The 26539-nt window shown below is 50.5% G+C and carries 30 protein-coding genes; 26 read left to right on the top strand and 4 right to left on the bottom strand.

The annotated features are described in order from the left end of the window. The first annotated feature begins 2 nt into the window (after window positions 1-2). The 15 genes from EBA31_RS14715 to EBA31_RS14640 all read left to right on the top strand — a co-directional run bounded on the left by EBA31_RS14715 (window position 3) and on the right by EBA31_RS14640 (window position 10555). A complete protein-coding gene (locus EBA31_RS14715) occupies window positions 3-197 on the top strand; it encodes a hypothetical protein (RefSeq protein ID WP_122079569.1) in 195 nt (64 codons plus the stop codon). Window positions 198-199: 2 nt separating this feature from the next. Then, window positions 200-631 (top strand): terminase small subunit, encoded by a 432-nt coding sequence (locus EBA31_RS14710; RefSeq protein WP_122079568.1) that lies wholly within the window; start codon window positions 200-202, stop codon window positions 629-631. Beyond that, window positions 615-1934 carry a PBSX family phage terminase large subunit gene (locus EBA31_RS14705; RefSeq protein ID WP_122079567.1) on the top strand — a complete coding sequence of 440 codons (1320 nt, stop codon included), beginning with the start codon at window positions 615-617 and terminating at the stop codon, window positions 1932-1934. Before EBA31_RS14710 ends, EBA31_RS14705 begins: the two co-directional genes overlap by 17 nt. Before the next feature lie 21 nt (window positions 1935-1955). Continuing rightward, window positions 1956-3308: an anti-CBASS protein Acb1 family protein gene (locus tag EBA31_RS14700; protein WP_122079566.1), complete on the top strand. Its 1353-nt coding sequence runs from the start codon at window positions 1956-1958 to the stop codon at window positions 3306-3308. After that, window positions 3271-4218 carry a phage minor head protein gene (locus EBA31_RS14695; RefSeq protein ID WP_122079565.1) on the top strand — a complete coding sequence of 316 codons (948 nt, stop codon included), beginning with the start codon at window positions 3271-3273 and terminating at the stop codon, window positions 4216-4218. The genes EBA31_RS14700 and EBA31_RS14695 overlap by 38 nt, the downstream gene beginning before the upstream one ends. A 12-nt stretch (window positions 4219-4230) precedes the next feature. After that, a complete protein-coding gene (locus tag EBA31_RS14690) occupies window positions 4231-5499 on the top strand; it encodes a hypothetical protein (protein WP_122079564.1) in 1269 nt (422 codons plus the stop codon). Further along, entirely contained in the window at window positions 5499-5939 is a 441-nt protein-coding gene (locus tag EBA31_RS14685; protein ID WP_122079563.1) for a hypothetical protein, read from the top strand. Before EBA31_RS14690 ends, EBA31_RS14685 begins: the two co-directional genes overlap by 1 nt. A 10-nt stretch (window positions 5940-5949) precedes the next feature. Beyond that, window positions 5950-7050 carry a major capsid protein gene (locus tag EBA31_RS14680; protein WP_122079562.1) on the top strand — a complete coding sequence of 367 codons (1101 nt, stop codon included), beginning with the start codon at window positions 5950-5952 and terminating at the stop codon, window positions 7048-7050. Window positions 7051-7061: 11 nt separating this feature from the next. Next, window positions 7062-7256, top strand: a complete 195-nt coding sequence (locus EBA31_RS14675) for a glycoprotein (RefSeq protein WP_122079561.1) — start codon at window positions 7062-7064, stop codon at window positions 7254-7256. 68 nt (window positions 7257-7324) lie between these two features. Then, the gene (locus EBA31_RS14670; RefSeq protein WP_122079560.1) at window positions 7325-7723 is read left to right on the top strand and encodes a hypothetical protein; all 399 of its coding nucleotides are present in this window, start codon (window positions 7325-7327) and stop codon (window positions 7721-7723) included. Window positions 7724-7896: 173 nt separating this feature from the next. After that, entirely contained in the window at window positions 7897-8247 is a 351-nt protein-coding gene (locus EBA31_RS14660; RefSeq protein WP_122079558.1) for a hypothetical protein, read from the top strand. Window position 8248: 1 nt separating this feature from the next. Beyond that, window positions 8249-8674, top strand: a complete 426-nt coding sequence (locus EBA31_RS14655) for an HK97 gp10 family phage protein (RefSeq protein WP_122079557.1) — start codon at window positions 8249-8251, stop codon at window positions 8672-8674. Beyond that, a complete protein-coding gene (locus EBA31_RS14650; protein WP_122079556.1) occupies window positions 8671-9054 on the top strand; it encodes a hypothetical protein in 384 nt (127 codons plus the stop codon). The genes EBA31_RS14655 and EBA31_RS14650 overlap by 4 nt, the downstream gene beginning before the upstream one ends. Before the next feature lie 25 nt (window positions 9055-9079). Beyond that, on the top strand, window positions 9080-9829 hold the full coding sequence (locus tag EBA31_RS14645; protein ID WP_122079555.1) for an Ig-like domain-containing protein: 750 nt from the start codon (window positions 9080-9082) through the stop codon (window positions 9827-9829). A gap of 51 nt (window positions 9830-9880) precedes the next feature. Then, entirely contained in the window at window positions 9881-10555 is a 675-nt protein-coding gene (locus tag EBA31_RS14640) for a DUF6246 family protein (RefSeq protein ID WP_122079554.1), read from the top strand. Window positions 10556-10582: 27 nt separating this feature from the next. Here EBA31_RS14640 and EBA31_RS14635 read toward each other — a convergent pair whose 3' ends face one another. Next, window positions 10583-11011, bottom strand: coding sequence for an Arc family DNA-binding protein (locus EBA31_RS14635; RefSeq protein WP_122079553.1), 429 nt, complete (start codon window positions 11009-11011; stop codon window positions 10583-10585). Between the two features lie 122 nt (window positions 11012-11133). Here EBA31_RS14635 and EBA31_RS14630 point away from each other — a divergent pair, with 122 nt between their 5' ends. The 3 genes from EBA31_RS14630 (at window position 11134) to EBA31_RS14620 (ending at window position 12776) form a co-directional block, all read left to right on the top strand. Beyond that, window positions 11134-11304, top strand: coding sequence for an Arc family DNA binding domain-containing protein (locus tag EBA31_RS14630; RefSeq protein ID WP_122079552.1), 171 nt, complete (start codon window positions 11134-11136; stop codon window positions 11302-11304). Window positions 11305-11344: 40 nt separating this feature from the next. Continuing rightward, window positions 11345-11908, top strand: a complete 564-nt coding sequence (locus EBA31_RS14625; RefSeq protein WP_369982338.1) for a Bro-N domain-containing protein — start codon at window positions 11345-11347, stop codon at window positions 11906-11908. 79 nt (window positions 11909-11987) lie between these two features. Next, window positions 11988-12776 carry an ORF6N domain-containing protein gene (locus tag EBA31_RS14620; RefSeq protein ID WP_122079551.1) on the top strand — a complete coding sequence of 263 codons (789 nt, stop codon included), beginning with the start codon at window positions 11988-11990 and terminating at the stop codon, window positions 12774-12776. Here EBA31_RS14620 and EBA31_RS26810 read toward each other — a convergent pair. Next, window positions 12759-13148, bottom strand: coding sequence for a hypothetical protein (locus tag EBA31_RS26810; protein ID WP_162302894.1), 390 nt, complete (start codon window positions 13146-13148; stop codon window positions 12759-12761). The genes EBA31_RS14620 and EBA31_RS26810 overlap by 18 nt on opposite strands. A 31-nt stretch (window positions 13149-13179) precedes the next feature. Here EBA31_RS26810 and EBA31_RS14610 point away from each other — a divergent pair, with 31 nt between their 5' ends. The 8 genes from EBA31_RS14610 to EBA31_RS14575 all read left to right on the top strand — a co-directional run bounded on the left by EBA31_RS14610 (window position 13180) and on the right by EBA31_RS14575 (window position 23332). After that, window positions 13180-13533: a hypothetical protein gene (locus EBA31_RS14610; RefSeq protein WP_122079549.1), complete on the top strand. Its 354-nt coding sequence runs from the start codon at window positions 13180-13182 to the stop codon at window positions 13531-13533. A gap of 66 nt (window positions 13534-13599) precedes the next feature. After that, a complete protein-coding gene (locus EBA31_RS14605) occupies window positions 13600-16257 on the top strand; it encodes a tape measure protein (protein ID WP_238387467.1) in 2658 nt (885 codons plus the stop codon). Window positions 16258-16313: 56 nt separating this feature from the next. Continuing rightward, entirely contained in the window at window positions 16314-16781 is a 468-nt protein-coding gene (locus tag EBA31_RS14600) for a hypothetical protein (RefSeq protein ID WP_122079548.1), read from the top strand. Further along, window positions 16782-17252, top strand: coding sequence for a DUF1833 family protein (locus EBA31_RS14595; protein ID WP_122079547.1), 471 nt, complete (start codon window positions 16782-16784; stop codon window positions 17250-17252). Continuing rightward, entirely contained in the window at window positions 17245-17676 is a 432-nt protein-coding gene (locus tag EBA31_RS14590; RefSeq protein ID WP_238387466.1) for an NlpC/P60 family protein, read from the top strand. The genes EBA31_RS14595 and EBA31_RS14590 overlap by 8 nt, the downstream gene beginning before the upstream one ends. After that, the gene (locus EBA31_RS14585) at window positions 17624-20119 is read left to right on the top strand and encodes a host specificity factor TipJ family phage tail protein (protein ID WP_122079546.1); all 2496 of its coding nucleotides are present in this window, start codon (window positions 17624-17626) and stop codon (window positions 20117-20119) included. Before EBA31_RS14590 ends, EBA31_RS14585 begins: the two co-directional genes overlap by 53 nt. Continuing rightward, a complete protein-coding gene (locus tag EBA31_RS14580; protein WP_122079545.1) occupies window positions 20120-22414 on the top strand; it encodes a hypothetical protein in 2295 nt (764 codons plus the stop codon). A 12-nt stretch (window positions 22415-22426) separates the two neighbouring features. After that, on the top strand, window positions 22427-23332 hold the full coding sequence (locus EBA31_RS14575; RefSeq protein WP_122079544.1) for a hypothetical protein: 906 nt from the start codon (window positions 22427-22429) through the stop codon (window positions 23330-23332). Window positions 23333-24141: 809 nt separating this feature from the next. Here EBA31_RS14575 and dsbB read toward each other — a convergent pair. Together dsbB and nhaB are read right to left on the bottom strand one after the other, a co-directional pair. Beyond that, window positions 24142-24672, bottom strand: a complete 531-nt coding sequence (dsbB, locus tag EBA31_RS14570) for a disulfide bond formation protein DsbB (RefSeq protein WP_020827236.1) — start codon at window positions 24670-24672, stop codon at window positions 24142-24144. 124 nt (window positions 24673-24796) lie between these two features. Further along, entirely contained in the window at window positions 24797-26368 is a 1572-nt protein-coding gene (nhaB, locus tag EBA31_RS14565; RefSeq protein ID WP_122079543.1) for a sodium/proton antiporter NhaB, read from the bottom strand. Between the last annotated feature and the right edge of the window lie 171 nt (window positions 26369-26539).

Below are 26539 nucleotides of genomic sequence, written 5' to 3'. Positions count from 1 at the left end.
AAATGGCACTAACACAAGAACAGCAGGCGACGTATTACATGATGAAGGGGGCTATTTCTGAGCTTCCTTTAGCGGAGCGCAAGCTGGTCGACAAGCTGCACAAGCAAGTTAGCAACATCATCAAGGGCAATGAGGAGTTGGGCGTGGTAGCCATCACGCTTGTGGTTCTTGAAGCATCCAAAGGCGATAAGGAATAACAATGGCAAGTCTGACATTAAAGCAAGAGGCTTTCTGTCAGGCATACATCGAAACGGGTAATGCTTCGGAGGCTTATCGGACGGCGTATGCTGCTGACAAGATGAAGCCGGAGGCTGTTCACGTGCAAGCGAGCAAACTGCAAGACAACCCTAAGATCGCCCTAAGGATTTCTGAATTGCGCGGTGAAATTAAGGACAGGCACAATGTCACAGTTGATTCGTTAATCGCAGAACTAGAAGAGGCAAGGAAAGCAGCGTTAGCCGCCGAGACCCCTCAATCATCAGCGGCTGTCGCCGCCACTATGGGCAAGGCCAAGCTTGTAGGGTTGGATAAAGTGGTCGTAGATAACATCTCATCTGACGGCAGCATGGCTGCAAAGCCAACGACAATCAGATTAGTAGGGGTAGAGCCATCAAATGGAAAGCCAAGTTGATCTCCAAATCCCCGCTAAGCTAGTCCCCGTATTTGCCACTGAAGGCGTTCGATACCGCGGCGCATACGGTGGGCGTGGTTCCGCAAAGACGCGCACCTTTGCGCTAATGACCGCCGTTAGGGCATACCAGGCGGCAGAGTCAGGTACAAGCGGAGTTATCCTTTGCGCCCGCGAATACATGAACTCGCTCGAAGAGTCCTCAATGGAGGAAGTGAAGCAGGCAATCCGCTCTGTTCCGTGGCTGGATGATTACTTCGATATTGGCGAGAAGTACATCCGCACTAAAAACAGGTGCGTTAGCTACGTATTCTGCGGCCTGCGCCACAACTTGGACAGCATCAAATCTAAGGCCCGCATTCTGGTCGCCTGGGTAGACGAAGCTGAATCTGTATCTGACATTGCTTGGAAGAAGCTACGCCCAACCGTTCGTGAGAAAGGCTCTGAAATCTGGGTAACTTGGAACCCAGAGAAAGACGGCAGCGCAACCGACAAGCGTTACCGTAAAGTACCGCCGAAAAACTCGATGATTGTCGAGATGAACTACAGCGACAACCCATGGTTCCCCGAGGTACTGGAAGAAGAACGGCTGGAAGATCTATCCACTCAGGACTATGCCGATTACGCGTGGATCTGGGAAGGTGCCTACCTCGAAAACTCCGATAAGCAGGTTCTGGCGAATAAGTATGTCGTCCAAAGCTTTGCTGACGACTTGTGGGAGCAGGCCGAGCGGCTGTTATACGGTGCTGACTTTGGCTTTGCGAAAGACCCGAGCACACTTATCCGCATGTTCATCCTTAACAGCAATCTATACATCGAATATGAAGCTTACGGCCACGGAGTCGAGCTGGATGATATGTGGAAGTTCTACGCAGGAATTGATGGCGCGAAGCCTAATCAGCTTGAAGATTGGAAAGTCACAGACGAAGCGAAGTTCCCGGGCATACCGCAAGCCCGCAAGTGGCCTATTAAGGCCGACAACTCGCGGCCTGAGACTATCAGCCATATCAAAGCGCAAGGTTTCAACATTGCCGCTGCTCAGAAGTGGGCCGGTAGCGTTGAGGATGGCATAACCTGTCTTCGTGGTTTCAAGCAGATCATCATCCATCCACGCTGCAAAGAAACGGCAAAAGAAGCCCGCCTGTATTCGTATAAGACCGACCGGACTACAGGTGAGGTTCTGCCGGTGATTGAAGACAAGAACAACCACTGCTGGGATGGTGTGCGCTATGGATTAGACGGCTATATCAAACACAAGCCGCAGTCTATGGGCATGATGATCCCTAAGCGCCTACAGGGCAGATAGCGAAACCTTAACGGATAAACCATGAATAAAAACCTCCAACTGGCGGTCAACCACGCGTTGAACGACGCCAGGCTTGCACGCGCCCGTATGGCGGCATTTAACCCAGGCATGGGACTTGATGCGAAGCGTAGCACCGCATGGTGCGAATATGGCTTTAAAGAAGAGTTAACCTTTGACGACCTATACAAACTCTATCGTCGCGGTGGCATCGCCTTTGGAGCGGTTAACAAAATAGTCTCCCATTGTTGGAAGACTTACCCAGAAATAATCCAGGGTGATAAATACGACAAATCGAAACCGCAGACGGCTTGGGAGCGATCGATTAAAGCAACTCTCAACAGCCGGTTATGGAAGATATTCGCCGAAGCGGACAGGCGACGATTAGTTGGCCGATGGTCTGGAATTCTTCTTCATATCAGGGATGACAAAGCCTGGAACCTTCCTGTAACAAAAGGGCGGGGGTTGGCGAAGGTGACGCCTGTATGGGCTGGCGCTCTAAAGCCTTACTCACTCGATACAAACATCAGTTCGGTTACATACGGTGAGCCCACAATGTGGGAATACACCGAGGAACTACCAAATGGTGCAAGTCGCAGGGTGCAAATTCATCCTGATCGCGTGTTTATCCTGGGCGATTTCTCAGAAGATGCCATTGGCTTCCTTGAACCATCCTATAACGCATTTGTAAGCCTAGAGAAAGTCGAGGGCGGTTCCGGTGAATCGTTCCTTAAAAACGCGGCTCGACAATTAAACGTCAACTTCGAAAAGGAGATTGACTTTAACAACCTTGCATCCATGTATGGCGTAAAGGTTGATGAATTACAGGATAAATTCAACGAGGCAGCGCTGGAGGTTAACCGCGGTAACGATGTCCTCCTGACTACTCAGGGAGCGACCGTAACCCCATTGGTGACTGCTGTAGCAGACCCAGAGCCAACGTATAGCGTTAACTTACAGACCGCTGCTGCTGGGGTGGATATTCCAGCCAAGGTGCTTGTAGGTATGCAGACCGGTGAGCGGGCCAGTAGCGAAGACCAGAAATACATGAATGCTCGGTGCCAATCACGCCGGGTTGGTGATTTGTCGTATGATATCGAGGATTTCGCCAACAAGCTTATTGAGCTTAGGGTTATTGACGGCACGCCGGAAATGTCAGTCACCTGGGATGATCTCAACGCGCAAACAGCTATCGAAAAGCTTGATAGCGCCTTAAAGATGAGCCAGATAAACACAGCCTCACTCGCAACGGGTGAGGCTGTGTTTGCTGTGAACGAAATCAGGGAAGCAGCTGGTTACGAGACAGACGACGGCGCCCCACTTGGTGAGGGAGAGGAAGATGACGAAGAAGTCGAAACCTCCAATTCTTCCGAGTAATAAGGCCGACCCAACCGGTGCCGATGCTTTAGAGCGAAAGGCCATGAAGGACTTCGCCGGGCGAATAAACCGAGTCGCGAAAGCTTATCAGGACGCTCTAAATAAGTTACCAGCAACGCTAGCAGTAAATGCCAGATACGAATACCAGCTTAGCCCCTCCGTTCTATCCATGATCCTCGCCGATGCCAGTTACCTCGTTGACCAAATAATGCTGGAAGGCGGGGAGTATGACTTGTGGTTCTACATCTACGTAGAGCAGGCAGCGGCAAGAGGAACAGGGCAGACATACGCCAATCTTAGTCAGCAATCCGCAGTCTATGCCGCAGGCCGGGAATCACTGGCTGCAATACTGATAAGTGAGCCATACCAGCGACGAATGGCTTTGGTAAATGCTCGCGAATTCGAAGAGATGAAAGGTATAACGGCGCAGGTGAAGGCCGATATGACTAGGATACTCACGGATGGTATCGGCAGGGGGCTTAACCCAAGAGAGGTTTCCAGAAACCTTACTACTCAAGCCGGTATTGAGAAGGTGCGGGCCAACCGGATCGCCAGGACAGAAATAACCACGGCGCTACGTCGAGCAAGGTGGGATGAGGCAGAAGAGGCCCAAACAACTCTAGGCCTGAAAATAATGCTTCTCCACTTCTCCGCCCTCAGTCCAACCACACGCCAAACTCATGCAATTCGCCACGGTAATCTATACACGATCGCAGCAGTTAGAGAGTGGTATGCAATTGGTGCTAATGCGATTAACTGCAAATGCTCACAGGTTGAAACTCTGGTTAACGACAAGGGCGATCCGCTCAACCCAAACGTCATCGACATGGCCAAGAGGGAATTCACGAAGCAATGGGACCGGATGGCAACCAACAAATCAACATGTCAGTGCTGCAAGAAGGCAGCGTGATGAGGTAATTCAATGCCAATGCAAGTAAACGTGACCGCCAAGGTCAATAGCGCCTCAATCCGGCGAGAGCAGCACAACGGGCGCGACCACATCATCATCCCCAGCTACACCCTGCCAGCCAACGTCGTGATGAACAGGGAGCTTTATCCAGCTTCTGAGATTGACGCTCACTATCAAGGGCTGGAAGGCACCCTGGCACCACTTGGCCACCCAATGGTGAACGGTCAGCACGTTTCCGCCTTCTCACCTGAGGGGTTGAATGTTGGCTATGCCGGGGCGTGGAACCGAAACGTCAAGAAAGCAGGCAATCGTATCTACCTGGAAAAATGGGTGGATGTGGCAACCGCGCAGCAGTCGGAAGGTGGGCGAGAACTTATTGCACGTGTCGAGGCTATCGAGCGTGGCGAAGACGTTCCGCCAATCCACACCAGTGTCGCCGTATTCCGTGAGCAGATTGAAGCAACTCCAGAACAGAAGGCTCAAGGAGCGGATTGGGTGGTTAAAATTCACGGTATGGATCACGATGCAATCCTACTCCACGAAGTAGGCGCGGCAACGCCTGAACAGGGGGTTGGCCTGATGGTTAACGCTGACCTCGCCACGCCATTGCAGGCCAACTCTGGCGCATTGGTCGGGGAATCATACCGTGAACGTGAATCACGCCTAGACCGGGCAGCCAAACAGCGCTTTGCGCCGGGTAATGATGATTATGCATGGATTGCTGACTTCACCGACACGCAGGCCGTCATCGTCCGTAACGGCGGTAAAGCCGAAGTATTTGGATACAAAAGTGAAGGAGGAAAGATCACCTTCGATGAAACAGGCAGTCCTGTAGCCCGACAAGAGTCATGGGTGGCGGTCGCAGTTAACCATATCAAAAAACTATTTAACCCGCAGGTTGAGCCTGCTACCAACTCGGAGGGCGATATGCCTTTAACCACTGAAGAAAGAAATGAGCTGATTACTGAAATTGGTAAAGGTCTCGCCGCTAATTTTGCCGAAGCGCTGAAGCCGATCACCGACAAAGTGGATGCTCTGCAAGTTAACCAAACAAAACTGAGCGAAACGTTAACCGCCAACGCCCGCGCAGAAGAGGACGCCAAGCGAGTGGCCGTTGCAGCCGTACATGGCGAACTGATTGCTAACGCACTGTCAGGCGAGGCTCTGGATGATGCATTTAAGCGCATTGGTGAACCAGCTCCACTGGGTGCCAACTCTGCTCAGAAGCAAAAGCAAGACGGCGTACCTGATCCAGCAACCTACTTCGGGGAGGCAAAATAATGCCACGTTATCGTCGCGTCAATATTGACGGAAAGTCACTGTACAAAACAGAAACCCGCAAGACTGCGGCCGCTCTGTATCCAGGCACCTTTGCCGTAATCAACGGTAGCAACCTGTTTGCTCAGGCAGCTACACCTGTCGGCCGAATGTATGTCGTGGATAGCGCTTATCACGAAGGCTTGGGCATCACCGATCAGGTTCCATCCGGTCACTCAGCGATTGGTAACTACCTGGAAGAGGGGCGCGAGTTTGCAGTCCGTGTTGCCGCTGGGACCTACACCAAAGATCAACCGATCACCGTAGTTGCCGGTCTGGCCGCAGCAGTTCCTACGTCTGCCGGTACTTACAAAGTTATCGGCTATAGCCAAGATGCTGTTACGACTACAGCGGTCGATTTTATCCGTATCCGCGTTCGCGCCGACAGCGTAACCGTTTCTTAAGGGGAATTAGATGTATTTTACTCGTGAATCGTTGGCAACGAATAGCCGCCTGCGCGGGCATTGGGACTCACTCTGGGGCCAGCGCAATATCTGGAACGCCTCACATGGGATGATGGTTAACAACTATCGTTCTGCGATGGATGCAGAAACACTGGCAGCCAATGCCCTGTCTCCTGGTGGCGGCCTTGGTCAGGAATTCTGGGCAGAAATCGACCGTCAGATCATTCAGATGCGTGACCAGGAAGTCGGGATGGAAATCATCAACGACCTGCTGAGTGTTCAAACAATTCTGCCGATCGGCAAGACAGCCAAGCTGTATAACGTAATCGGTGATATTGCTGATGACGTTTCTATCAGCCTTGACGGCCAGCCCCCATACTCATTCGACCACACAGAATACTCCAGCGATGGCGACCCAATCCCGGTATTTACTGCTGGTTACGGCGTAAACTGGCGCTTAGCTGCTGGCTTGAGCACTGTCGGCATTGACTTGGTTCTTGACTCCCAGATGGCGAAAATGCGCAAGTTCCACAAACGCCGCGTCAATTACTATCTGAACGGCGACGCATCAATTCAGGTGCAGAACTACCCGGCGCAGGGCATCAAGAACCACCGCAACACAATCAAAATCAACCTGGGTACTGGCGCTGGCGGGGCGAATATCGACCTTACCACCGCAACCCAAGAAGAGATGGCTGCTTTCTTCACCACTGGACCTTTCGGCCTGGCTGCCCGTACAAACTTCGTAGAAGCTTACGATGTGATGTGGGTGTCACCGCAGATTATGGCGAACCTGATGAAGCCAGCAACCGTATCTATCGGCGGCTCAACCATCCTGAGTGGCGGCACTGTGCTGAGTACCATCACTCAGTTCATCCCGGCACGCGCTATCCGTCAATCATTCGCATTGACTGGTAATGAATTCATTGCCTATCAACGTCGTCAGGACGTGATCTCCCCGCTGGTTGGCATGGCCGTTGGTGTTGTTCCATTGCCTCGTCCAATGCCGCAGAACAACTACAACTTCCAGATCATGTCTGCTGAAGGCTTACAGATTAAGCGTGATGGTCAGGGGTTGTCTGGTGTGCTGTATGGCGCAAATCTGGGTTAAAGAGGTGGTGAATGAGCAAGTATGAGGTTGTTCGCCCATGGGTTGGCGTGGAACTGGGCGATACGGTGGAGTTTGAAACGCTTCATCCATCACTAGTGCCGAATGTCCGCCCACTGCGCGGTGAAAGTGCAGGTGAGCTGTCACCCGCGACGCCAGAAGCAACATCGGGCAAGCGCGGGCGACAAAAAGCCAACGCTGAAGAATAAGCCGCCATATTTGAGCGGCTTTTTTAATGGCTCTGTTATGTGGCAGAGCCTTAAATCTGGAGCCAAACATGGTGAATACCGAGCAGGCAAAAGAGTATTTGGCATCGGTCGGCATTGTTCTGCCTGATTTCATTCTTAATGCGCTTGTCGAGCAGGTAAACAGCATCCAAGAGTGTCTGGATAGCAACTACCCTACGGCCACTGCGGTGTTAATTCAGATGTATTTACTCGGACTGATGGCGCTGGGTCAGGGCGATCGCTATATCAGCTCTCAAACAGCGCCGTCTGGTGCTTCAAGGTCATTCCGTTATCAATCATTTGCTGACAGGTGGAAGGGTTCGTTGTCGCTTCTGCGCGGTTTGGATACGGAAGGTTGCGCAACTGGCTTAATTCCGCCTGACCCAACCAATAAGGCGTTTGCTGGCATTTGGATTGGCAAAGGCGGTTGCATGTGCGGGGATAAGTGATGACCTGGATTCCAATCACTGAACGGTCACCAAAGCCATTCTGCAGGGTCTGGATAAAAACAGATACCGGTCGAGAGGCGACGGGCTACGTGAAAGCGAGTGGTGAGTGGGTTATTAACTGTCCCCAAGTTCGTAACAGTGGCGCGAAAGTACTGCAGTGGAGGGAGTAGCCGATGTCAGCAACAGCAAATTGGAGTTACACGGCGCTGGCTACCGTGTGGAAAAAGGATGGGCCTCCTGACGAATACGGAAAGCAGAAGTGGTTAGCTCCTATTTCCATAATGTGCGACTACGGCGGCGACGCTACTGCGCGGCTGGGTGACATCGGTTTGGAGTTTGTAGTCAAAAACACGTTTTGGACAGAGTACGCCACGGCGAAACGCGGCGACTACATCATGATTGGCGCGTCTATGGCACCCGACCCGACAAAGGTGTCCGGTGCTGATGAGGTCCGTCATATCATCCGTTACGCTGACACGTTCGACCGCATCGCCGACGACTACGCGATTATTACGGGAGTTTGATATGGGCGTTAAAGTCAAAGGCGTAAGAGAAGCGAAAGAGAACCTGACCCGGTTAATCGGCGACACCCAAGGCCGCAAGGCGGTTCGCGCAATCCAGTCAGCGCTACTGCTAATCGGGCAAGAGGCTGCATCTAGAACACCAGTGGCCTCATCCACGCTGATTAACTCTCAGTTCAGAGAGCTATCTGTAATTGGCAGCAGACTTGTCGGCAAGATTGGGTATTCAGCAAACTATGCAGTTTACGTTCATAACGCACCAGGGAGGTATCTTGGCGCCCGTAAACTTCGCTCGGTGAGGAGGGGGGAGAAAAAGGGATCGATGGGTTATATCTGGGATAAAACCGGCGAGCCAAAATTCCTTGATAAAGGCGCTGATGCGGCTAGGGATGCAGTTGATGCCATCATTAAGAAGGAGTTGTCGCTATGAATCCTCCTATGCATCGCCGGGTCCGCGATTACTTTGTCGAGTCCGGCTTAACTGACGGATTCATTGCTCAAATGCTTAAGTGGCGCGATACCGAAGATTTGGCAGACCAGTTTATGGTATTTCGCCCTAATGGCGGCACCGCAATACGCAATGAAATTGGTAGCGAATATTACGTGTTGGTCGATGTAATTGGCGCGGATAAAGGGGATGAAGTGGTAGACAACACCGTTCAGGCAATTATCAGCCATATCCAGGCTAACCCCATGCCAAATGACTGTATCGGTCACATAGAGAACGTTGGCGGCATTCCTTCCCCAGTTTCAACAACTGAAGGGCGATTAGTCTATCGCCTGCAATTCGCTTGCCTGTATGGCGAGTAATCAATAATCAAAGAGGTAAGCAAATATGCAAGGTTGCTCAACTGACAACAGTAAGTTGTTCGGTCGTGGAATTGTGCTTGAGGTGGCTCTTGGCTGCCCTGATACGGTTCCAGCAGAGGGCGAATGGCAGTCGCTGATCGCCGGTACATCCAAGGGATTCGATTTCAGCCCAAATACTGTGACATCCGATGCGGATGATACCAAGGGCTACGTTGAAAACCTGGTCACCAACTCTGATTTTACACTGAGCTTTGAAGGTGAGGTTCGCAAGCGCGACAAACTGGATCAGTTCGGCGTGGCTAAATTCGTCAAGTATTACAATGACGAGATTAAGGCTGGGCGTCAGCCGACTCTCTGGGTGCGTGAGGAGTATGGCCCGATCACCTTCATCGGCTACATGGTTATCACAGCCTTAAGCTCTGACGGCGGCACCAACGATATCGTTACGCTGTCCACCGAGTTTAAAGTAGCGGACTCCGATACCATTCAGGTTATCGACACTCCGGTTGATGTGGCAGTGACCGGCGTAACCGTTACGCCAGCCAGCGGCAGTGTGGCAGTCGGTTCTACAACCACGTTCACAGTGAACATTGCACCAACTGACGCTACAGACAAGACGTACGCTGTCACATCGTCCGCACCAACTAAGGCGACTGCAACACTATCCGGCAGCACGGTAACAGTCACCGGCGTAGCGACCGGTACGGCAAACATCATTGTCACCACTACCGACGGAAGCAAAACAGCAACATTCGCGGCCACCGTCACCGCGTAACTATCACAAAGGGCATGCATGTGCCCTTGATGATAATTATTCGAGGCCAATATGACCGTACTAACTGAAATCGGCGAGATGCTTATCTCTGATGCCCAACACGATTACTTCTTCCGGCCATCATTCGCTAACATGACCCGCATAGGCTCGCCAGCGGCGATTGTAGAGAGGTTTGCTGAATTGCATACCAGTGACGCGCCGAGATTGCTTGAGGCTGCCATAGTGGCGTATGGCGAGGTTCCAGGGTGGTTAATTTCTCACATCAATGCGCCATCATTCAGTAGCGATGCTATCTACGCTGGTATGATCGTCATGCAGGCGTGCTGCAAAGAGGATATTAGTTCGTTGGTGGGGGAGTTAAGGCCAAGCAAGAGAGGGAAGCGAGCGTTTGTGTTCCGCCGCGGCAGCATGCCACCTAGCGACATAATTGTTTTGGCACAATCACTCATCACTCACGGCATCATCGGCAAGGCAAAGGGTCGACGCCTGCAGCGACACGAAACAAACGCGTATGTGGCAGAGTTCAGTGCATTCGAGTACATCAGCGCAGCCCGCAATCACTTCAGCATGCCGCGAGCAGAGGCAGAGCAACTGACCATGACCGAATTCCAGCTTTTGATAAACGCTAAGTATCCAGAGCAGAAAGGGTTCACTGCCGAAGAGTATGACGCTGTGGCTGATGAGTACATGAAGAAGAAGGCTCGCAGGCTGGCAAAATCAGCGTAGCCCGCTCTGGTTGGTGGAATGAAGTAGTTAAGGGATTGCTATCATAAAACCTTCAGCATCCCATTCCTCATCATGAACAACATAGCCAAGTTCTTTTAAGCGACTGAATGTAGGCTTAAATACTGACACAAAGTCGTCTTCGCTAAGCTCGGAAAGTTCCAAGTCAGAAACGTCAACGTAGAAAGTTGTATGGCCCATCCGTATTTTTTTGTTAATTAGAGAGAATGTTCTTTTTAGTACGATGTTTGAGAGCTCTACCTTGGCTTTATTGGCAATATGAATAGCATCTTTGGCAGAAATTAACTCATCGCTTGGAATCTCACCAAGAAAGCTAACATCTAATCTCTGCACTATTTCAGCATTCATTGAACGGCCGTTTGCCTTCGCCGAATCCTCTACTTTCTCTTTTAAATCAATTGGAAGCCTGATCCTCAGCTGTGGGTCTTCTCTGCTCATTGTGATCCAGAAATTGCAATAGAGATGATATTAGAAATTATGCCCCACCGTGGGGTTGACTTCAATGACGCACGGTGTGACAATTATTTTGCCCCACGGTGAGGCATAAAAGGAGATTGGAAGTGCAAAAAGCAAAAGACATGTACCAACGCAAGATTCGTTTCCCAGAGGAAATCTGCCAGGCGATACAAAAAAACGGCGAGAAACAGTGCCGACAGTTCAATACTGAGGTGATTTATCAATTGAAAAAGGCGTATGGGCTAACTGAGGAGGCGTGTAGTGAGGCGCAATAATGGCGAGACCCCACAGTGCGCTAACACTAACGGGGTCTCTATGTCAGTAACCTTGCGAGAAACCAACATGAACATTGTAGCAAAATCAGACTTCAACTTCCAAGGTAATGCTCTTGTCCCAGTGACCAGCACTTCCGGCGTGTGGCTTACCTCCGCCGATATCGCCAAAGCTCTGCAATACAAGAGCGCTAAGTCGATAACCAACCTGTTCAACCAGAACAGCGATGAGTTTACCAGCGGAATGACTCAGGTCATTGAATCAGTGACCTCAGGAAACTACCGGAAAAAGGTTCGAGTTTTCTCGCTGCGCGGAGCACACCTAATAGCTATGTTTGCCCGAACTTCTGTAGCGAAAGAGTTCCGCCGCTGGGTGTTGGACATCCTTGATAGGGAAGTATCAGTATCGCCAGAAGCATCGCCAATGAGCCGATACCTCGCAAGGGTTGTAGTGCGCGACACCATGTTTGGGGCGGATATCGAGTTTATCGGTAAAGCGGACTCCTTGAACAAATTGGCGACCGGTATCTGCAAAACGCTCGGATACAGTCCAACTGGGTTTACGGAGGTTGAGATTGATGCTGCAAGGATTAAGAGGGTTCACTGAATTTTGCCCCGGACATTGGGCAAATAAAAACCGCCAGTGTGGAGCTGGCGGCTTATGTCACTACTGATTGGAGTCTTACATGCAACAATCTTCATCAACTGCTGTAAATGTAGCAAACAACATCTTACTTGTCGATCCTGACATGCTTCCAGTGATTGAGTTGAAAGGCACCCGCGTTGTGACCACCGAAACGCTGGCGAAAGGGTATGGCACTAAGGAAACCAACATTCGCACCAACCTTGATGCGAATCGTGAACGTTTTATTGAGGGTGTACATATCTTTACCGTCACTGGCGATGAACTGGCCGATTTGCGAGTCAGTAATCCTGACGCACAAATTTCGAACAAGGCTCGATCTTTAACTCTCTGGACAGAGAAGGGCGCGGCCCGCATGTCGAAGATTGTCGATACCGATGAGGCATGGGACTTCTTCGAGCGGATGGAGACGGCATATTTCCACCCACGGCAGAATGTCGGTATCCCGCTAACCTATGAGCAGGCGCTTGAGGATTTGCTGGTTAAGGTGAAGGAGAACCGCATCATCACAGAGCAACGTGATCAGGCGATTGTAACCAAGGCATGGATTGGTAAAAAGCGCGAAGCTACAGCGATGGCAACGGCATCCGCCGAAAAACGGAAGGCAAATACCTTGGCTGAAAAGCTTGGTGAGTGTAAAAAACACGCGACCATCAAAGCAGTGCAGCGCGTTACTGGCGAAAAATTCAATCACTGGCCCATGAAGAAGTGGTGTGAGACTAATGGTATGGAGCCAAAGGTTGTCCCGGACGAAACCTACGGAACCGTAAAGTCGTGGCCCGCCGAAGCATGGAAGGCGGTTAATGATATCAACCTAAAGGGGATGTTTTAAATGCCAGCGGCTGCCAGCAAAGCCATTCAGCGAGTGAGCGCTCCTATCTATGTGGTTTCTCACCATGGCAAGGTGTTCCGCTGTTTTAGCCGGAATACAGCCATTAAACGCCTGGCTCACTTTATGACACAAAGGATGTTTCATAGCGCAGGTATTGAGACAAGGCCCGTGACGCGCATTGACCGCGATGATATGACGATTAACTACGTCAACCGGCCAATCAAAAGATACTGGAACGCTCAGGCTAGATGCGAGCGCAGGATTAGAAAGCTGCTGACCAAGAAATAACGGAAGCAGCAAATCTTTACACTGCAACCCAACCCGCTTAGCTGCGGGTTTTTTCGTTGCCAGCGCCGCACCCTCTGCTACCATCTATCCAATACTTACTTGTGGGGATAGGGATGTGAAAAAATTTTTGGTTATCATGCTGGCTTCATTAGCGCTGGCTGGCTGCAATGGAGACGAACAAGATGCCTTTGATTTCGCTAAGAGAGATATCTCAGCATCGGTAAATGGTAATGAAGAAATCCAGTTTAAGGATATGAAGTTGGTTAGGGTTGTGAAATTTTCGGATGGGACTGGCAAGGGAATTATCTGCGGAATGGCTACGAATCCTAGTAACTTCACTGGATACAAAGAATTTGCCGTTTATTACAAAATAGAGGTCGGCGCGGTTACTGGTAATAGAAATTACGTCGCAGAAGATAAAATCCTTCCCGGGCAAGATGACCAGACAGTTATAGCGATTTGCCATTAGATAATAAAACCATTTTCTTTATCAACCTCGCACATGCGGGGTTTTTTTATGCCTGGAGATCAGTAAATGGCAGAGCAAGACGGCGGAAGCTTGGTTTACCAAGTTGACATAGAAACAGCAAAAATGGTTACAGGTAGCCGCAAAGCTTCCGTGGTTCTTGATGAGATGCAGCGTCAGGCAGGGAAGGCTTCGAAGTCAGTCGATGGACTTTCCTCTTCTGCTGATCGTGCCGGAAGTTCCATGGGAGGATTAAAAACCGTCTTAACAGGCGTGGCGAGTGCGATTTCTGTCGCCTTAATTGTGGACTATGCAAAGGCGTTCTTAACAGTGGCTGATAATATTACTCAGCTGCAATCGCGAATAACTCGCCTGTCAACTGACACTGCGGCTGCAAGAGAAACATTCGAGTCACTCAGCGCTATAGCTTCAACTACAGGGGCCAGTCTGCAAGAAACTGCCAAGCTGTGGGAAACGCTTACTTCGTCATTGAAAGAGGCTGGCGCGACAAACTCACAGGTGCTTGCCCTTACTGATACCTTACAAAAAATCGGTCGCGTAGGTGGGTCATCTTCGGAAGAAATGGCTAACGCACTTAGACAATTTGGTCAGTCTATAGCGTCAGGAACCATTAGAGCTGAAGAATTCAACTCAATTTTAGAACAGATGCCAGAACTAGCTCGGCAGATCGCGGCCGGACTTGGCATGTCTATGGGCCAGCTTCGCCAATCAATGCTCGAAGGCAAGCTAACAGCTCAAGATGCACTTAACGCCATAATGAAGCAATCATCTGCTGTTAATGATGAGTTTGCAAAGCTACCTAGGACAATGGATCAAGCAAGTAACTCGCTTACGATTTCTCTTCAGAACCTGATCGGTAAAATGAATGACGCCATGGGTGCCAGCACCACCATGGTTAAGGTGATTGATTCCGTAAGTGCAGCGATAGATCGTTTGAGTGGCAAGGCAGAGACCGCTTCTCAAAAAATTGCTGACCTTACATCTACGGGGCAGATGTATGAAAGAAGAGCAAGAACTTGGGCATGGCTAGGATTAGACGGGTGGGCAGAGCAAAACAAAGCATTGGCCGGGTTAAGCGGTAAAGCTGCAGCATTGGTAGGGGACTTAGATTCTGTCGCAAAAGCTTCAAATAATGCTGCAAGTGGTACATTGCAATTCAATAAACCAGGCGCTGGTAATGCTAAGCAAGACGCATTAGTCAAGCGATCACAAAGGCGCATAGAGCTTTCCAAACTTGAAGGAGAAGCTAGGGCAAGGCTTCAAGCTCAATACGATGCAGAAGATGCTGGAATCCCTAAAAACGACCCGAGAGTTAAACTTCTGCAAGATCAGTATGCAGAAATTGAGAAGAATACGTCAGCCAAGAAGAAAAATAACAGCGAGTCTAAAAAGACTGAAAGCCAATCAGAAAGCACAGCACAAAAGTTGGCCAACTTGAGCCAGCAAGCTGATTTGGCTGCAGAATCTACCAATGAGCTGAGTCGAGCTCAGGCGATCCTCAACGCTCAGCAGTCTCTTGGGAAGGGGGCCACGCAGACTCAAATTGCTCAAGCTGGGGAGTATGCAGCCAAAAAGTGGGACACGGCCAACGCTATTAAGGCACAGGCTGCAGCTGAGAAATTACTTCCTGAAGCGCGAGAGAATGCCAGCTATACGCAGGACGTGAAGGATTTAAACACAGCCCTTGCCGCGAAGAAAATCAGCCAGGAACAGTACAACACCACGGCTGAGCAACTGGAGCAACAGCATCAGGTTAACTTGGCAAAAATCCGGGCTGAGGCTGTGGTAAGTCCTCAGCAGCAAGCCGCCGGAATGGTTGACCCAGTGCAGCAGCTTGCTAACGAGAATGCGCAGAAGCTGGCGTTGATTCAGCAGTTTGAGACGGATAAAGGGCAGATTACTCAGCGCGGAATTGAGCTGATGAATGCGGCTAATCAGCAATATGAGCAGCAGAGAACTGCGGCGCAATGGGAAATACTAAGCCAACAAAGCCTTGGTTACGACATGCTGACGAGTGCCGTCGACGCCTTTGCTGGTAATGCATCCAATGCGATAACAGGGTTAATTACTGGCTCGATGAGTGCAGAAGAAGCGCTGAAATCTCTTGGAAGTACGATGCTAAACAGCGTCGTAAATAGCTTGGTTCAGGTCGGTGTTGAGATGTTGAAAAATTTCATCATCCAGCAAGTCATGGGTGGGGCGGCCACTACGGCCGGAGTTGCACAGGCAGGTATCCTTGCTTCAGCTTGGGCAGCGCCAGCGGCATTAGCATCCCTTGCTTCATTTGGTGGTAACTCTGTCCCTGCAATGGCAGGCATGACTGCTACAGTAGGCCTCGCTAAAGGTTTGGCTGTGGCGGGCGCTCGCAAGAATGGCGGCCCAGTATCTGCTGGAAGCATGTATCAAATAGGGGAGGGTGGTAAACCGGAGATACTTCAGTCCAGTAATGGGAGAAATTACCTTTTACCGGGTGATGGTGGCGGCAACGTCCTAAGTAATAAGCAGATAAATTCTGGCGGGGGTTCGGGGCCAACCATCATCATCGAAAACTACTCATCTGGTGCTGGGGTGATGGATACCCAGGCTAGCAGGGGGGCAGATGGTGGCGATGTAGTGCGCATCGTTTTGGCGGATCTGGAGCAGGGTGGGCAAATCAGCCAGGGAATATCTCGGTATCACCAGGCACCTCGCAAAGCCACTGAATAGCAGAACTCAAACCTCATAACCCGCTTCGGCGGGTTTTTTATTACCGGGAGAAAACCGTGGCAATACCTTATCCCGACTGGCTATCCCTTCCTCAGAAGGCCAACAAGAGCCGCACGATAGACACCGGTTTCCGTACCGATCAACCGGCTGTGGGTGCGCCTATCTTCCAGCGGCTGACTGACGACCTCAAAACTACCTGGTCACTGAACTGGATTTTCACGCTGCAGGAAGACCGAGCATTTGAGCAGTGGTATCGCAGCCCGCGCTATCTCGATAACGGCAACCAGTGGTTCACAATGCTGTGCAATCTGGGGGGCTCAGGTCTGCAGATGCAGGAGCTGCATTTTGTGGCCCCGCCCGTACAGACAAGCATCAACGGCAACACGACGACCTGGACGGGGAACGTTATCACCCGGAAGGTTTACAACCCGGATGATGAATTCTCAGACGTCATTGTTGAGCTGCCGCCAAACCAGTGGGGGATCATTGATGAGGTGGTTAACCGCGATTTACCGGAGTTTTAAATGCCAACGTTACGCGAATTTCAGTCTCAGCGGCCTAACCGCATTCTGTACGACACCATGACGTTTTATCACTCGACCTTCGGCTATATCCGCCTGGTGAATCGTCAGATCTACCCCAAGACATTTGCTGGGCAGCTCTACACGCCGTGCCGGATGGAAGTGTCGGAGAGCCAGCAGAGCAATACGCCGGTAATCAACTCATCGGCGAAATTTGGCCGTTTGGCGCAAGACTTCAAGCAGCAGTTGAAGCAGTGGAAGGGGTATTCGCGGATAACGCCAATATCAGCCACCTATCAACGCTTTGATGCCGCTGATATGAACACGCCGCTTAAGCCATGGACGCTCTACATGAAAGACGTATCGATGGATGATAGCGACGTCACTTGCTCGCTAACGCTGCAGAACCCGCTGAACAACAACATCGCCTTCCTCTACAACACAACCGAATTCCCAGGACTAGCCAATGCATAAAGCTGACTTTGTAGCCGCGATGGAAGGCAAGCCGTGGCGCGATAGGGCGTGCTCCTTTGAGGCAGCCGATTGTTGGGGGCTCGTCGTTTTGTATTACCGCCATGTGCTGGGCATTGAGATACACCAAACTCCGGACTACGAAGCCGGTAGCGACTTCCTGACGTGTTTTGCGGGTGATGTTGTGTTCTGGCAGCGGGTCGCAAAGTCCGCCGATGGTTGCATATTTATCGCGTATTACGGCGATGAGCCAAAGCATGTCGGTCTGGTGGTCGATGGGCAAGCATTCCATAGCCGCGGCGAGTCTGGGCAGGTGCGTTTCGACAAGCTTCGGACGTTAGAAAAAGTGTTCACCAAAGTGGAGTATTATTGCTATGCCGTTGATCGAAGTTCAGCGCGTGCCGGGGATACCGAAAGAGCGACATAACCTCGCAGCCGGCAGCATGTTTTACCCCTGGCTGAAATCGGCCAATCTGCACTGCGATGTTGAGATACTGAGGAACGGAGTAAAGCTTAAACCTGATGATGAACTTAACTTTCCGCTGAACCAAGGCGACGTCATCAGCGTGTTTGACCAGCCAAAGAACGGTGCGCTCGGCACAATCTTGAACCCGCTTGAGCACTTCAACCCGATAAAGTTTACCCAGAAAATCCTTTCGTCACTCATCAAGCAGCCCAGTGCCAACGCAGCCACAAACAACTCCAAAACCTCACCGAACAACAGCCTGAAAGGGCAAACGAACATTGCTCGCAACGGTGAGGCTAAACCAGATAACTACGGTCAGGTGAGGGCGTTTCCAGACCTGATCCAGGAGTCTCTATTCGAGTACACCAATAACATCAAGAAGGTGACTGAATGGATGAACTTTGGCCTGGGCAAGTATGACGTGACATCGGTTCGCTACTCGGAATCAAATCTCGGCGCGTTGGCCGGTGCCACGTACCAAATCTTTCAGCCAGGGCAAAACATACCGCTCATCAATGAGGGGTTTGCGTTCGACGACATCGACGGCCAAGAGCTACCAGGGCCAAACGAGAGCGAAGACTTCCCTGCTGAAACAGCTACTACGACCACGGATATGGTTTCTGGTGAGTTTGTTGCCGGTCAGGCCAAGGTGAAGATTAAGCAAAATAGTGACTTCGACTACTTCTATGATCTGCCGAAACCGCACTCAGTGTCATTCGTGGTTAACGTCACCTACAACACGGTATCTGGCCCAGTAACGCGAGATATCACTGTGTTTGCTGACCTAACCAATGCTACGACTACTGATGATGGTGCTCCGGTAGATCCACAACATTTTTATGAGTTTACTTTTTCAAACCTGGGCGGCAATGACATTGGGCAGATACCAGGTGATGCGGTTATCAACACGACGATATTCACGCTGAATGATAACGAGCCTCTGGTGATCGGCCCGTCATTCTCTCCGGTTGCCGGGGAGCAGCTCTGGATACACCTTCAAGCTCAGTTGGGACATGGCGATTATGCCAGGACAACAGTGACGTGGTGGAAAGTTGATGATGACAATAACCAGATACCCGGCACATCTGAACTACTCAACATTGGTCTCAACAACGATGATGAGAATTCTGACACCAAATACGGGACATTCAAGATAACGCCCGCCGCTGGCTATGGCCGTTATGCACTGCAATTTGTCAGAACGAACAACAGCAACGATCACTCCGTGCTGAAAGTTGAAGCAGTTCATATTGTAAGAACGCGGAACAACGTCACTTATCCAAATGACACATTGGTCACTGTCACGGTCACAGCGACAGAAAGGGCAACGAGTTCACGCGATAGGAAATACAACGCGCTCATCACCCGTCACGTTATCAGTTATGACCTTGCGACCCAGGCAGTCGATTACACCGAAAGACCGTCACGTTCTTTTGCAGATGCAGTGCTGCACACCTGGTTAAAAATGGGGGGGCAGGCTGAATCCAGTATCGACATTTACGAATTGTATTCGATTGCAGCGTCCCTCCCTGATCCGCGGCTAGGCTACTTCGATTACACATTTGACGATGAAGATATATCTCTTGGGGCAAGGGTGCAGACCATTTGTGACGCGGCCACGGTCACTGCGTTCTGGGATGACGGGGTGTTGTCGTTTACGCGTGACGAGCGCAAGCCTAACGCGGTGACGGTGTTCAACCGTGCTAACACCAAGGCGGAAGATTACAGCCTCTCATACGACATGACACTCCCTGGTGGATTTGACGGTGTGCAGGTCACTTATAAGAACCCAACAACAAACAAACAGGCATTCATTCGCTATCGGATCACGGGTTCAGCCATTGAAGAGGGGGAGCCAGTCAAGGCGAAGAAACTCGACATGCTGTATGTCAGGAACTCTTATCAGGCGCGTGATAGGGCGCTGAAAGAGGTTAGGCGGTTGCTTTACTCCCGACAAACGATGTCGATAAGAGCCTTGTCAGATGGGGAATGGGTAAACGTAGGGCAGATGGTCCAGGTACCTGACATCTACGATGCCAATCAGCAGGATGGGTATATCGTTGCCAGGAATGGAAATGATTTTGACACAAGCGAACGCATTGAATGGCAGGGAGACATGTTTGTCATCGTCACCGATGCTAATGGCACGCCAACCGCAAGAATCCAGGCATTTCCTCGTAGCGACACGATATTTGGATTCACAGCAACAGTACCAGAAATAACCCTCAATATCTTCGACGGCTATAACGTCCAGTCCCCATCTCGTTACGTCATTGCTACGCAAGTAGAGATGGATTCGACCAAGTGGACGATTACCGAAAAGAAACCTAATGGCGACGGGACCACCTCGTTAACCATGTCTGAATATAACGACGAAATGTATAATTATGAGGTTGCCGAATAAATGACAACACCAACATCCAAACCAGTACCAAGTAATGATGTTATCGACTTAAAGTTCAACGCGGAAAAAATTGACGAGGTGGTTAACTCAGATGCTGAAAAATACGAAGATAGATTCGGTATAGAAAGATTCACACTGCAAGGACTAAGAAATAATCTTTCGCCACTAGGTAAGGCATACACATTAGAACAAGCAAGTGCTGCAATTAGTTCTGGTGAGATTCAGGATGGCGCACATTTCTTTATTTGGTCAGACAATCCAAATTCAATAGCAGATGAATATATTAACGTTGCTGGAACTCCTACGCCAACTGGACAGTTTTTACCGTCAAATGTTTTTATTGAATCTATAGAAAAAGCCCAAAAATATATAAACAGTGTCATTTCAAAAAACGATTCTAACGCTCTTATCGACCATCAATTTGCATTAACACCGCTCGATAAGTTTGGCGGATTAATGACTATCGATGATGACGCCGGTGTCGGCTTTGCAGGAATGCCTGACGTCATTCAAGATCGCGTCGCTGTTGTCACCGATGCTGAAACGAGAAAACGATTCGCTGCATTTTCTATGGCAGTCACAGAGATTACAGGTCGTGGCGGGTTCTTTGTGTTCGATGACAATGCTGGCTTGCGCCTGGCTGATATGAAAGATGCTGTACAAGACCGGCTGAAGGTTATCTCTGAAACGCAGATTGCAAAGATACTCTCCGGGGCTGGCATCCAGGCTGTTACGCTATCTGATGATAAAACTAAAGCCTTCGATTACTTCGATGATGATGGAAACTGGTTTTTATGTGGCGTTGAAGGCCCAGTACAGGACATCCTGAATGGGTCTTCCGGCGGTGGTGGAAGCTATATTCGAATCTTCAGCAATAAGCCAGCGCTCGTTGCTTCTCAGGATGCGACAGCTCCGCTATGGGCTGATTATCCAGTGGTTAGTGCTGTCAAGTTGCTGGGAGCTGGTGGCTTTGTTTTCACTTATGACAACGGCACTACGCTTAAATCGAGCATGCTTCCTGACACAGAGCCCAAGGGGGCATATAAGGCGCGCGAATTGAGCGCATCAACGACCACCGTGCATATGATTGCCAATACAGGACAAAGCCTCTCAGTTGGACAAGAGGGAGCAACAGTTTCCCCGAAAGACCCTGCATTGACGGGGCGGGCTTTAATGTTCAGCGGGGCGGGCCAGGATCGCGGGGACGTGTCAGGGAACGCTATTTCTGCCGATAGCCTGGGTGCTTTAACTGATGCCTCTCCACCAACACAGTCTATCGCAACGCCAATCATTCAACGCATGCTCAACAACATGACAAGCCGAGGTGTATCTGCAAGTGATCAGCCTGTACTTCTTGTACGCACGCATGGCTTTGGCGGGGCTGGCTATTCTCTTTTAAAAAAGGGCACGCCAACATACGCTAACGGGCAAACTGAAGCTGCAGAGGCAAAGAGACAATTAGCCTCAATCGGCAAAACCCTTGTGATCGATGCTCTGACTATTACTCATGGAGAATTTGACTCTGCATCAGTGACCGCTCCTGGCCAATATGCCGGGTACCTAGAGGAGTGGGCCAACGATCACCAAGCTGACTATGTAGCTCTGACTGGACAGGCGACACCGCCTAAAATAAGCGTGAATCAGATGGGTTCCCGTATCAGAACGGTGAGCCCAACCACCGGTGATGTCATCTATGGCGATTGGGTGGCCAATGACCAGCGTACATTTGCCAACTCGCGCGCAGATGCGTTTATGTCATGCGCAAAATACCCCCTAAATATTTTGTACCCGCTTGATATCCAACATCTTAAGCCGCTTGGCTATGCATTGGCAGGGGAATATGAGGGGCAGGCGATCGACTGGATGCTTTACGATACGGTCAATAACCCAACGCACGCCAAATGGAAGCCGGTGCAGCCAGTATCGTGGACACTTTCAGGGAGCACTCTTGATCTCACGTTCGACTCTCCTCTCGGATACCCATTAACAATAGACACGACGACGCTTGGCGCGGCCCCAAATCATGGCTTCGATATCGAGGGTGGTGCGGTTGCGGTGACGTCAGTAACTCAAACCGGTGATTTTACATTCAGAGTCGTTTTTGCAAGTGCCCCGCCAGTCGGGAGTATTTTGCGGATTGGTTTTAATAATAATGTCCCTGCTGGGTTCCCTGCGCCTTATGAAAACTGGACTTTCCCTCTGGTGAACATTCGAGATACCTCACCACGAATGAGTAAGTACACCGTCCGTAATTTATATAACTGGTGCTTATTGTGCCGCATACAGATCAACTAAGGAGTTAATATCATGGCTGTAGTATTAAACACAAATAAGCCCTACAACGGTCGCCGTCAACTGATTGATTTATCCTCGGCATATCTTGATCCAGAAGCATTATTCAATGCACATAAAGCGCGAGTTGTTGCTGATGGAGGGACGGTGCCGCGTGAGGCTTCACTGTTAACTGAAATACAGCGTTTAGTAAATAATGGCATGTGGAATAGAACTGGCGCATATTGCGCTCCAGACTGGGGCGTTAAACAAGACGGCTCAGGTAATGTCACTAAACTGTACGGGCTGGCAAATAGCCCAGATTTTGTTGCTGTCACTGTTGCCGGTGAATCTCACCCTATGACTTTGGATACATCAGGGACACGGACGGCTGTTAATGTAGTGCTATCAAATGGCGGTCGGTTTTTGCAGTCTGAATCTGTTATTAAACTACAGAACCGGAGTAATGACCTATTCCTATTAAGCACTCTGTTGAGAGACAACGCGCTGAGTGATAACGCGGGTATTGCTGTAGGTTTTGGCACAGCATCGAGCACGCTGGCATTTGGTGAAACCCGTCAAACAGTTGGTGGCACATCTAACCCCTGGAAGTACACGTGCACGAACAAGATACCCGTAGTCGCCGGAAGCTACGTTGCGGCAACGCAGGTACCGTATGCTGATTTTGTACCCTCTGCTGGCTTGTTCGATCCAGCAAATGGGAAAGTGTTTGGCTACCAAAACGGACTTGTTGCACAAACGGGGACGTCATCTACCGGTACCTTAGCAGATATCAGTACCCAGTCAGCGTACATTTTTATCGGGCCGACGTACTTAAATGCGACCACTGGACTGAATGCCGTTAATGGTGCCATTGCCAGAGTGCGTAGTTTGATTACAGCTTATCCGGATGATGCAGAGTTAATTTCGTCCTGGGGGTAATGATTGAGTGTCCGGGATGGACCCCGGTAATCGAATTTGGGAATAGAGGAGCAGCCATGGTGTCACTCCGGGGATGGTAATGGAGTAATGGATGCAGGAGTGGATCAAGGTACGGATGGGGATGCGTTAGATTGGTGGGGCATGCATGGGGCAAAAAATTACCGCAAAACGATCCAACTACGTGCAATGTAGTGGCTCACCTTGCGGTAATGCTTTGTTTCTTCCCTAGTTCGGCCTAGCTTCCTATCGCTTCAATCTCAAAGCCTTGCCTATCTTGAACAAACCGAGCTGGGCGAGATAAGGAAAAAAGCCCCTGCAAAGATGAGGGGCAAGACACACAACAACACCAGGGAAATCGTTAAATATTAACTTGCGGATATTATAGGGATTCTCTGATAAAACTTCATCAAAATATTGATGCAATAATGCATCGCTATGATGAATTTTTTTGTATGAAGTGAGTGGCGAGGAAAATCGTTGCGCCAGTATTTTTGTGAGGTAAGACCGAAAAAGTGAAGCGAGGCTTTCGTAGATAAGACATTTTACTCTTCTAACTTAATGTTATGTAAATTACGCGTCAAATCCTGCCCAGATGCTTCTTTTTAAACCTGATGTTAGGTAGTTTGAGCGCTCTCACGCTAAGTTTCGAGAGTAAAATAATGAAAATGATACGCCTGTTTGCCATAGCTGGAGCACTAATAGTGCTCGTTTATTACCTTACACATACCTAATCTCGCATTACCTCTGAAGGTCATCAGTCACTCGATGAAAAACGGCGCCCTGAGGCGCCGTTTTTCATGCTGTCATGCTCAGCGGCCAAACAGATCGCGGCGGCGTGGGCGGACAAATTGTGCCAGCAGCACAACGATAGCAATCAACAAATAAGCTGCAAAGATGCCAACCAGCCACTGCGGCATTTCCAGCGTCAAAAATTCCCATTGGCGTACCGAACAGTCGCCTGATGCGTGGAACACCGCAGGCAGCCATTTGTCCAGCGGCAGCCAGGACGGGAAGCTGACGAAGAAATCGCAGGTATTAAACGGCGAAGGGTGTAGTTGGATCATGGTGTGTTTCCATGCCAGCTGCAGGCCTTCCCAGGCACTGTAAATCCACAGCAGAATAGCGGCATAACGCAGCGGCGTTTTCGGCGCGATGGCACCCAGCAGCGAGGCACCGAGAATGCCAAACAGCGCGCAACGTTCGTAAATGCACATGACACAGGGTTGCAGCAGCATTACGTGCTGAAAGTAGAGTGCGACTAATTCCAGCGCCAGCGCAGTCAGGGCCATCAACAGCCAAGCACCGCGCCCCTGTGAGCAGCGGTTAAAGAATTGCAACATATATTTATTCTTCCATGCAGTAAGCAATTGAACTGGCAGTGTAAACCAATTCAACCCCGCTGCCAGCCACCTGAGCCGGATTCAGCACAAAAATAGTCGCTGACAGCGGAGTGGGTTTACAGGGTTAGTGTGCAGCGGCTTCGAGCGACGGCAGCGTCAGCCAATGCCACTGGGTCAGCAGGTCGGTCACGGGCGCCAGGGTAAATTGTACGCACAACAGACCAACCAGGGTTAATACCACAGTGTAAGGCAATGCCATCCATACCATTCGCCCATAGGATAAACGTACCAGGGGGGCCAGTGCGGAGGTCAGCAAGAACAGGAAGGCGGCCTGGCCATTCGGCGTGGCGACCGACGGCAAATTGGTCCCGGTATTAATGGCGACCGCTAACATTTCAAACTGCTTCAGGGAAATGGCGCCATTTTCAAATGCGGCGCGCGCTTCATTAATGTAAACCGTACCGACGAACACATTGTCAGATACTGAAGACAGCAAGCCATTGAACAGATAAAACAGCGAAAGTTGGGAAGAGGGTTCCGCCTGCAAAACGAATTGAATCACCGGGGTAAACAGGTGTTGCTCAATGATCACCGCCACCACGGTGAAAAATACCGTCAGCAGGGCGGTGAAGGGCAAGGCCTCCTGGAAGGCTTTGCCGATGGCGTGCTCATCGGTTACGCCACACAGGGAAGTGGCGAGGATAATCACCGACAGGCCAATCAGGCCAACCTCCGCCAGATGGAAGGCCAGGGCGACAATCAGCCAAACGCCGATAAGTGCCTGAACCACTAATTTGACCTGCTCTTGCTTACTGCGCCCGGCAGTCGCCTGGCGGTCAAACTCTGTCAGCACTTCGCGCACGCGCTCCGGGAGTTTTGCTCCGTAGCCGAAGACGCCAAAGCGCTCAAGCAGCAGGCAGACCAGCAGACCACAGATCAATACCGGTAAAGTGACGGGCGCCATGCGCAGGAAGAAGTCGACAAAGCCCCAGTCGGCGCTTTTGGCGATAATCAGGTTCTGCGGTTCGCCCACCATGGTCATCACGCCGCCCAAGGCTGTACCGACACCAGCATGCATCAGCAGACTGCGCAAAAAGGCGCGGAACTGCTCCAGCGTCTGTTTGTTATCGTCGCTTACCAGGTTGCTGTCGTCGTTGACGTCGGCAGCGCCGCCGGAAGGGTTCGACACCACGTTGTGGTAAATCGAATAAAAACCGGTTGCGACGCTGATGACTACCGCAACCACCGTCAGCGCATCGAGGAAGGCGGACAAAAATGCCGCCGCAAAACAGAAGGCTAAAGACAGCAGTATTTTAGAGCGAATATTGAGCAGTAGCTTGGTGAAGACGAACAGCAGTAGCTGCTTCATAAAGTAGATGCCGGCCACCATAAAGATCAGCAACAGCAGGACTTCCAGATTATGGGCAATTTCTTCGCCCACCCGATCGGGGCTGGTCATGCCGATCAACACCGCCTCAATGGCCAGCAGGCCGCCCGGCAGCAGGGGATAGCACTTCAGCGCCATCGCCAGCGTGAAGATAAATTCGATGACCAGTAGCCAACCCGCGATGAAGGGATCGACCAGGAAGAAAACCAGCGGATTGACCAACAAGAAGATGAGGATGGTCAGTTTGTACCAGTCAGGTGATTGCCCGAGGAAGTTTTTCACCAGGGCACTGCGTAAAGTCGTTTCCATTATGCGTTACACGTCCTGAAAATAAGTTGTCACATATTACCCTAACAATGCCGCAGGGGCAGAAGCAATACGGGCTTGCTTTACGACGTGAAATTTCTCTGACGCGGTGTTTTTGCACGTTTTTTGCCACTTTATGCACACTTTCGTTTAATGTTTTTCGCTCACGCTATG

It is taken from the genome of Serratia sp. P2ACOL2 (assembly GCF_003691565.1).
Taxonomy (GTDB): Bacteria; Pseudomonadota; Gammaproteobacteria; order Enterobacterales; family Enterobacteriaceae; genus Serratia; species Serratia liquefaciens.
Note: the sequence above shows the minus strand (reverse complement) of the source record. Positions and strands in the feature narration are given on the sequence as shown.

Bases quoted from the DNA above. Each gene is read 5' to 3' on its own strand.
- EBA31_RS26810 (WP_162302894.1), bottom strand. From the start codon at position 13,148: ATGGTAGCAGAGGGTGCGGCGCTGGCAACGAAAAAACCCGCAGCTAAG.
- EBA31_RS14645 (WP_122079555.1), top strand. From the start codon at position 9,080: ATGCAAGGTTGCTCAACTGACAACAGTAAGTTGTTCGGTCGTGGAATT.
- dsbB (WP_020827236.1), bottom strand. From the start codon at position 24,672: ATGTTGCAATTCTTTAACCGCTGCTCACAGGGGCGCGGTGCTTGGCTG.
- EBA31_RS14655 (WP_122079557.1), top strand. From the start codon at position 8,249: ATGGGCGTTAAAGTCAAAGGCGTAAGAGAAGCGAAAGAGAACCTGACC.
- nhaB (WP_122079543.1), bottom strand. From the start codon at position 26,368: ATGGAAACGACTTTACGCAGTGCCCTGGTGAAAAACTTCCTCGGGCAA.
- EBA31_RS14590 (WP_238387466.1), top strand. From the start codon at position 17,245: ATGCATAAAGCTGACTTTGTAGCCGCGATGGAAGGCAAGCCGTGGCGC.
- EBA31_RS14685 (WP_122079563.1), top strand. From the start codon at position 5,499: ATGCCACGTTATCGTCGCGTCAATATTGACGGAAAGTCACTGTACAAA.
- EBA31_RS14690 (WP_122079564.1), top strand. From the start codon at position 4,231: ATGCCAATGCAAGTAAACGTGACCGCCAAGGTCAATAGCGCCTCAATC.
- EBA31_RS14700 (WP_122079566.1), top strand. From the start codon at position 1,956: ATGAATAAAAACCTCCAACTGGCGGTCAACCACGCGTTGAACGACGCC.
- EBA31_RS14620 (WP_122079551.1), top strand. From the start codon at position 11,988: ATGCAACAATCTTCATCAACTGCTGTAAATGTAGCAAACAACATCTTA.
- EBA31_RS14675 (WP_122079561.1), top strand. From the start codon at position 7,062: ATGAGCAAGTATGAGGTTGTTCGCCCATGGGTTGGCGTGGAACTGGGC.
- EBA31_RS14705 (WP_122079567.1), top strand. From the start codon at position 615: ATGGAAAGCCAAGTTGATCTCCAAATCCCCGCTAAGCTAGTCCCCGTA.
- EBA31_RS14670 (WP_122079560.1), top strand. From the start codon at position 7,325: ATGGTGAATACCGAGCAGGCAAAAGAGTATTTGGCATCGGTCGGCATT.
- EBA31_RS14580 (WP_122079545.1), top strand. From the start codon at position 20,120: ATGACAACACCAACATCCAAACCAGTACCAAGTAATGATGTTATCGAC.
- EBA31_RS14635 (WP_122079553.1), bottom strand. From the start codon at position 11,011: ATGAGCAGAGAAGACCCACAGCTGAGGATCAGGCTTCCAATTGATTTA.
- EBA31_RS14605 (WP_238387467.1), top strand. From the start codon at position 13,600: ATGGCAGAGCAAGACGGCGGAAGCTTGGTTTACCAAGTTGACATAGAA.
- EBA31_RS14640 (WP_122079554.1), top strand. From the start codon at position 9,881: ATGACCGTACTAACTGAAATCGGCGAGATGCTTATCTCTGATGCCCAA.
- EBA31_RS14585 (WP_122079546.1), top strand. From the start codon at position 17,624: ATGCCGTTGATCGAAGTTCAGCGCGTGCCGGGGATACCGAAAGAGCGA.
- EBA31_RS14650 (WP_122079556.1), top strand. From the start codon at position 8,671: ATGAATCCTCCTATGCATCGCCGGGTCCGCGATTACTTTGTCGAGTCC.
- EBA31_RS14625 (WP_369982338.1), top strand. From the start codon at position 11,345: ATGTCAGTAACCTTGCGAGAAACCAACATGAACATTGTAGCAAAATCA.
- EBA31_RS14660 (WP_122079558.1), top strand. From the start codon at position 7,897: ATGTCAGCAACAGCAAATTGGAGTTACACGGCGCTGGCTACCGTGTGG.
- EBA31_RS14680 (WP_122079562.1), top strand. From the start codon at position 5,950: ATGTATTTTACTCGTGAATCGTTGGCAACGAATAGCCGCCTGCGCGGG.
- EBA31_RS14595 (WP_122079547.1), top strand. From the start codon at position 16,782: ATGCCAACGTTACGCGAATTTCAGTCTCAGCGGCCTAACCGCATTCTG.
- EBA31_RS14695 (WP_122079565.1), top strand. From the start codon at position 3,271: ATGACGAAGAAGTCGAAACCTCCAATTCTTCCGAGTAATAAGGCCGAC.
- EBA31_RS14710 (WP_122079568.1), top strand. From the start codon at position 200: ATGGCAAGTCTGACATTAAAGCAAGAGGCTTTCTGTCAGGCATACATC.
- EBA31_RS14575 (WP_122079544.1), top strand. From the start codon at position 22,427: ATGGCTGTAGTATTAAACACAAATAAGCCCTACAACGGTCGCCGTCAA.
- EBA31_RS14715 (WP_122079569.1), top strand. From the start codon at position 3: ATGGCACTAACACAAGAACAGCAGGCGACGTATTACATGATGAAGGGG.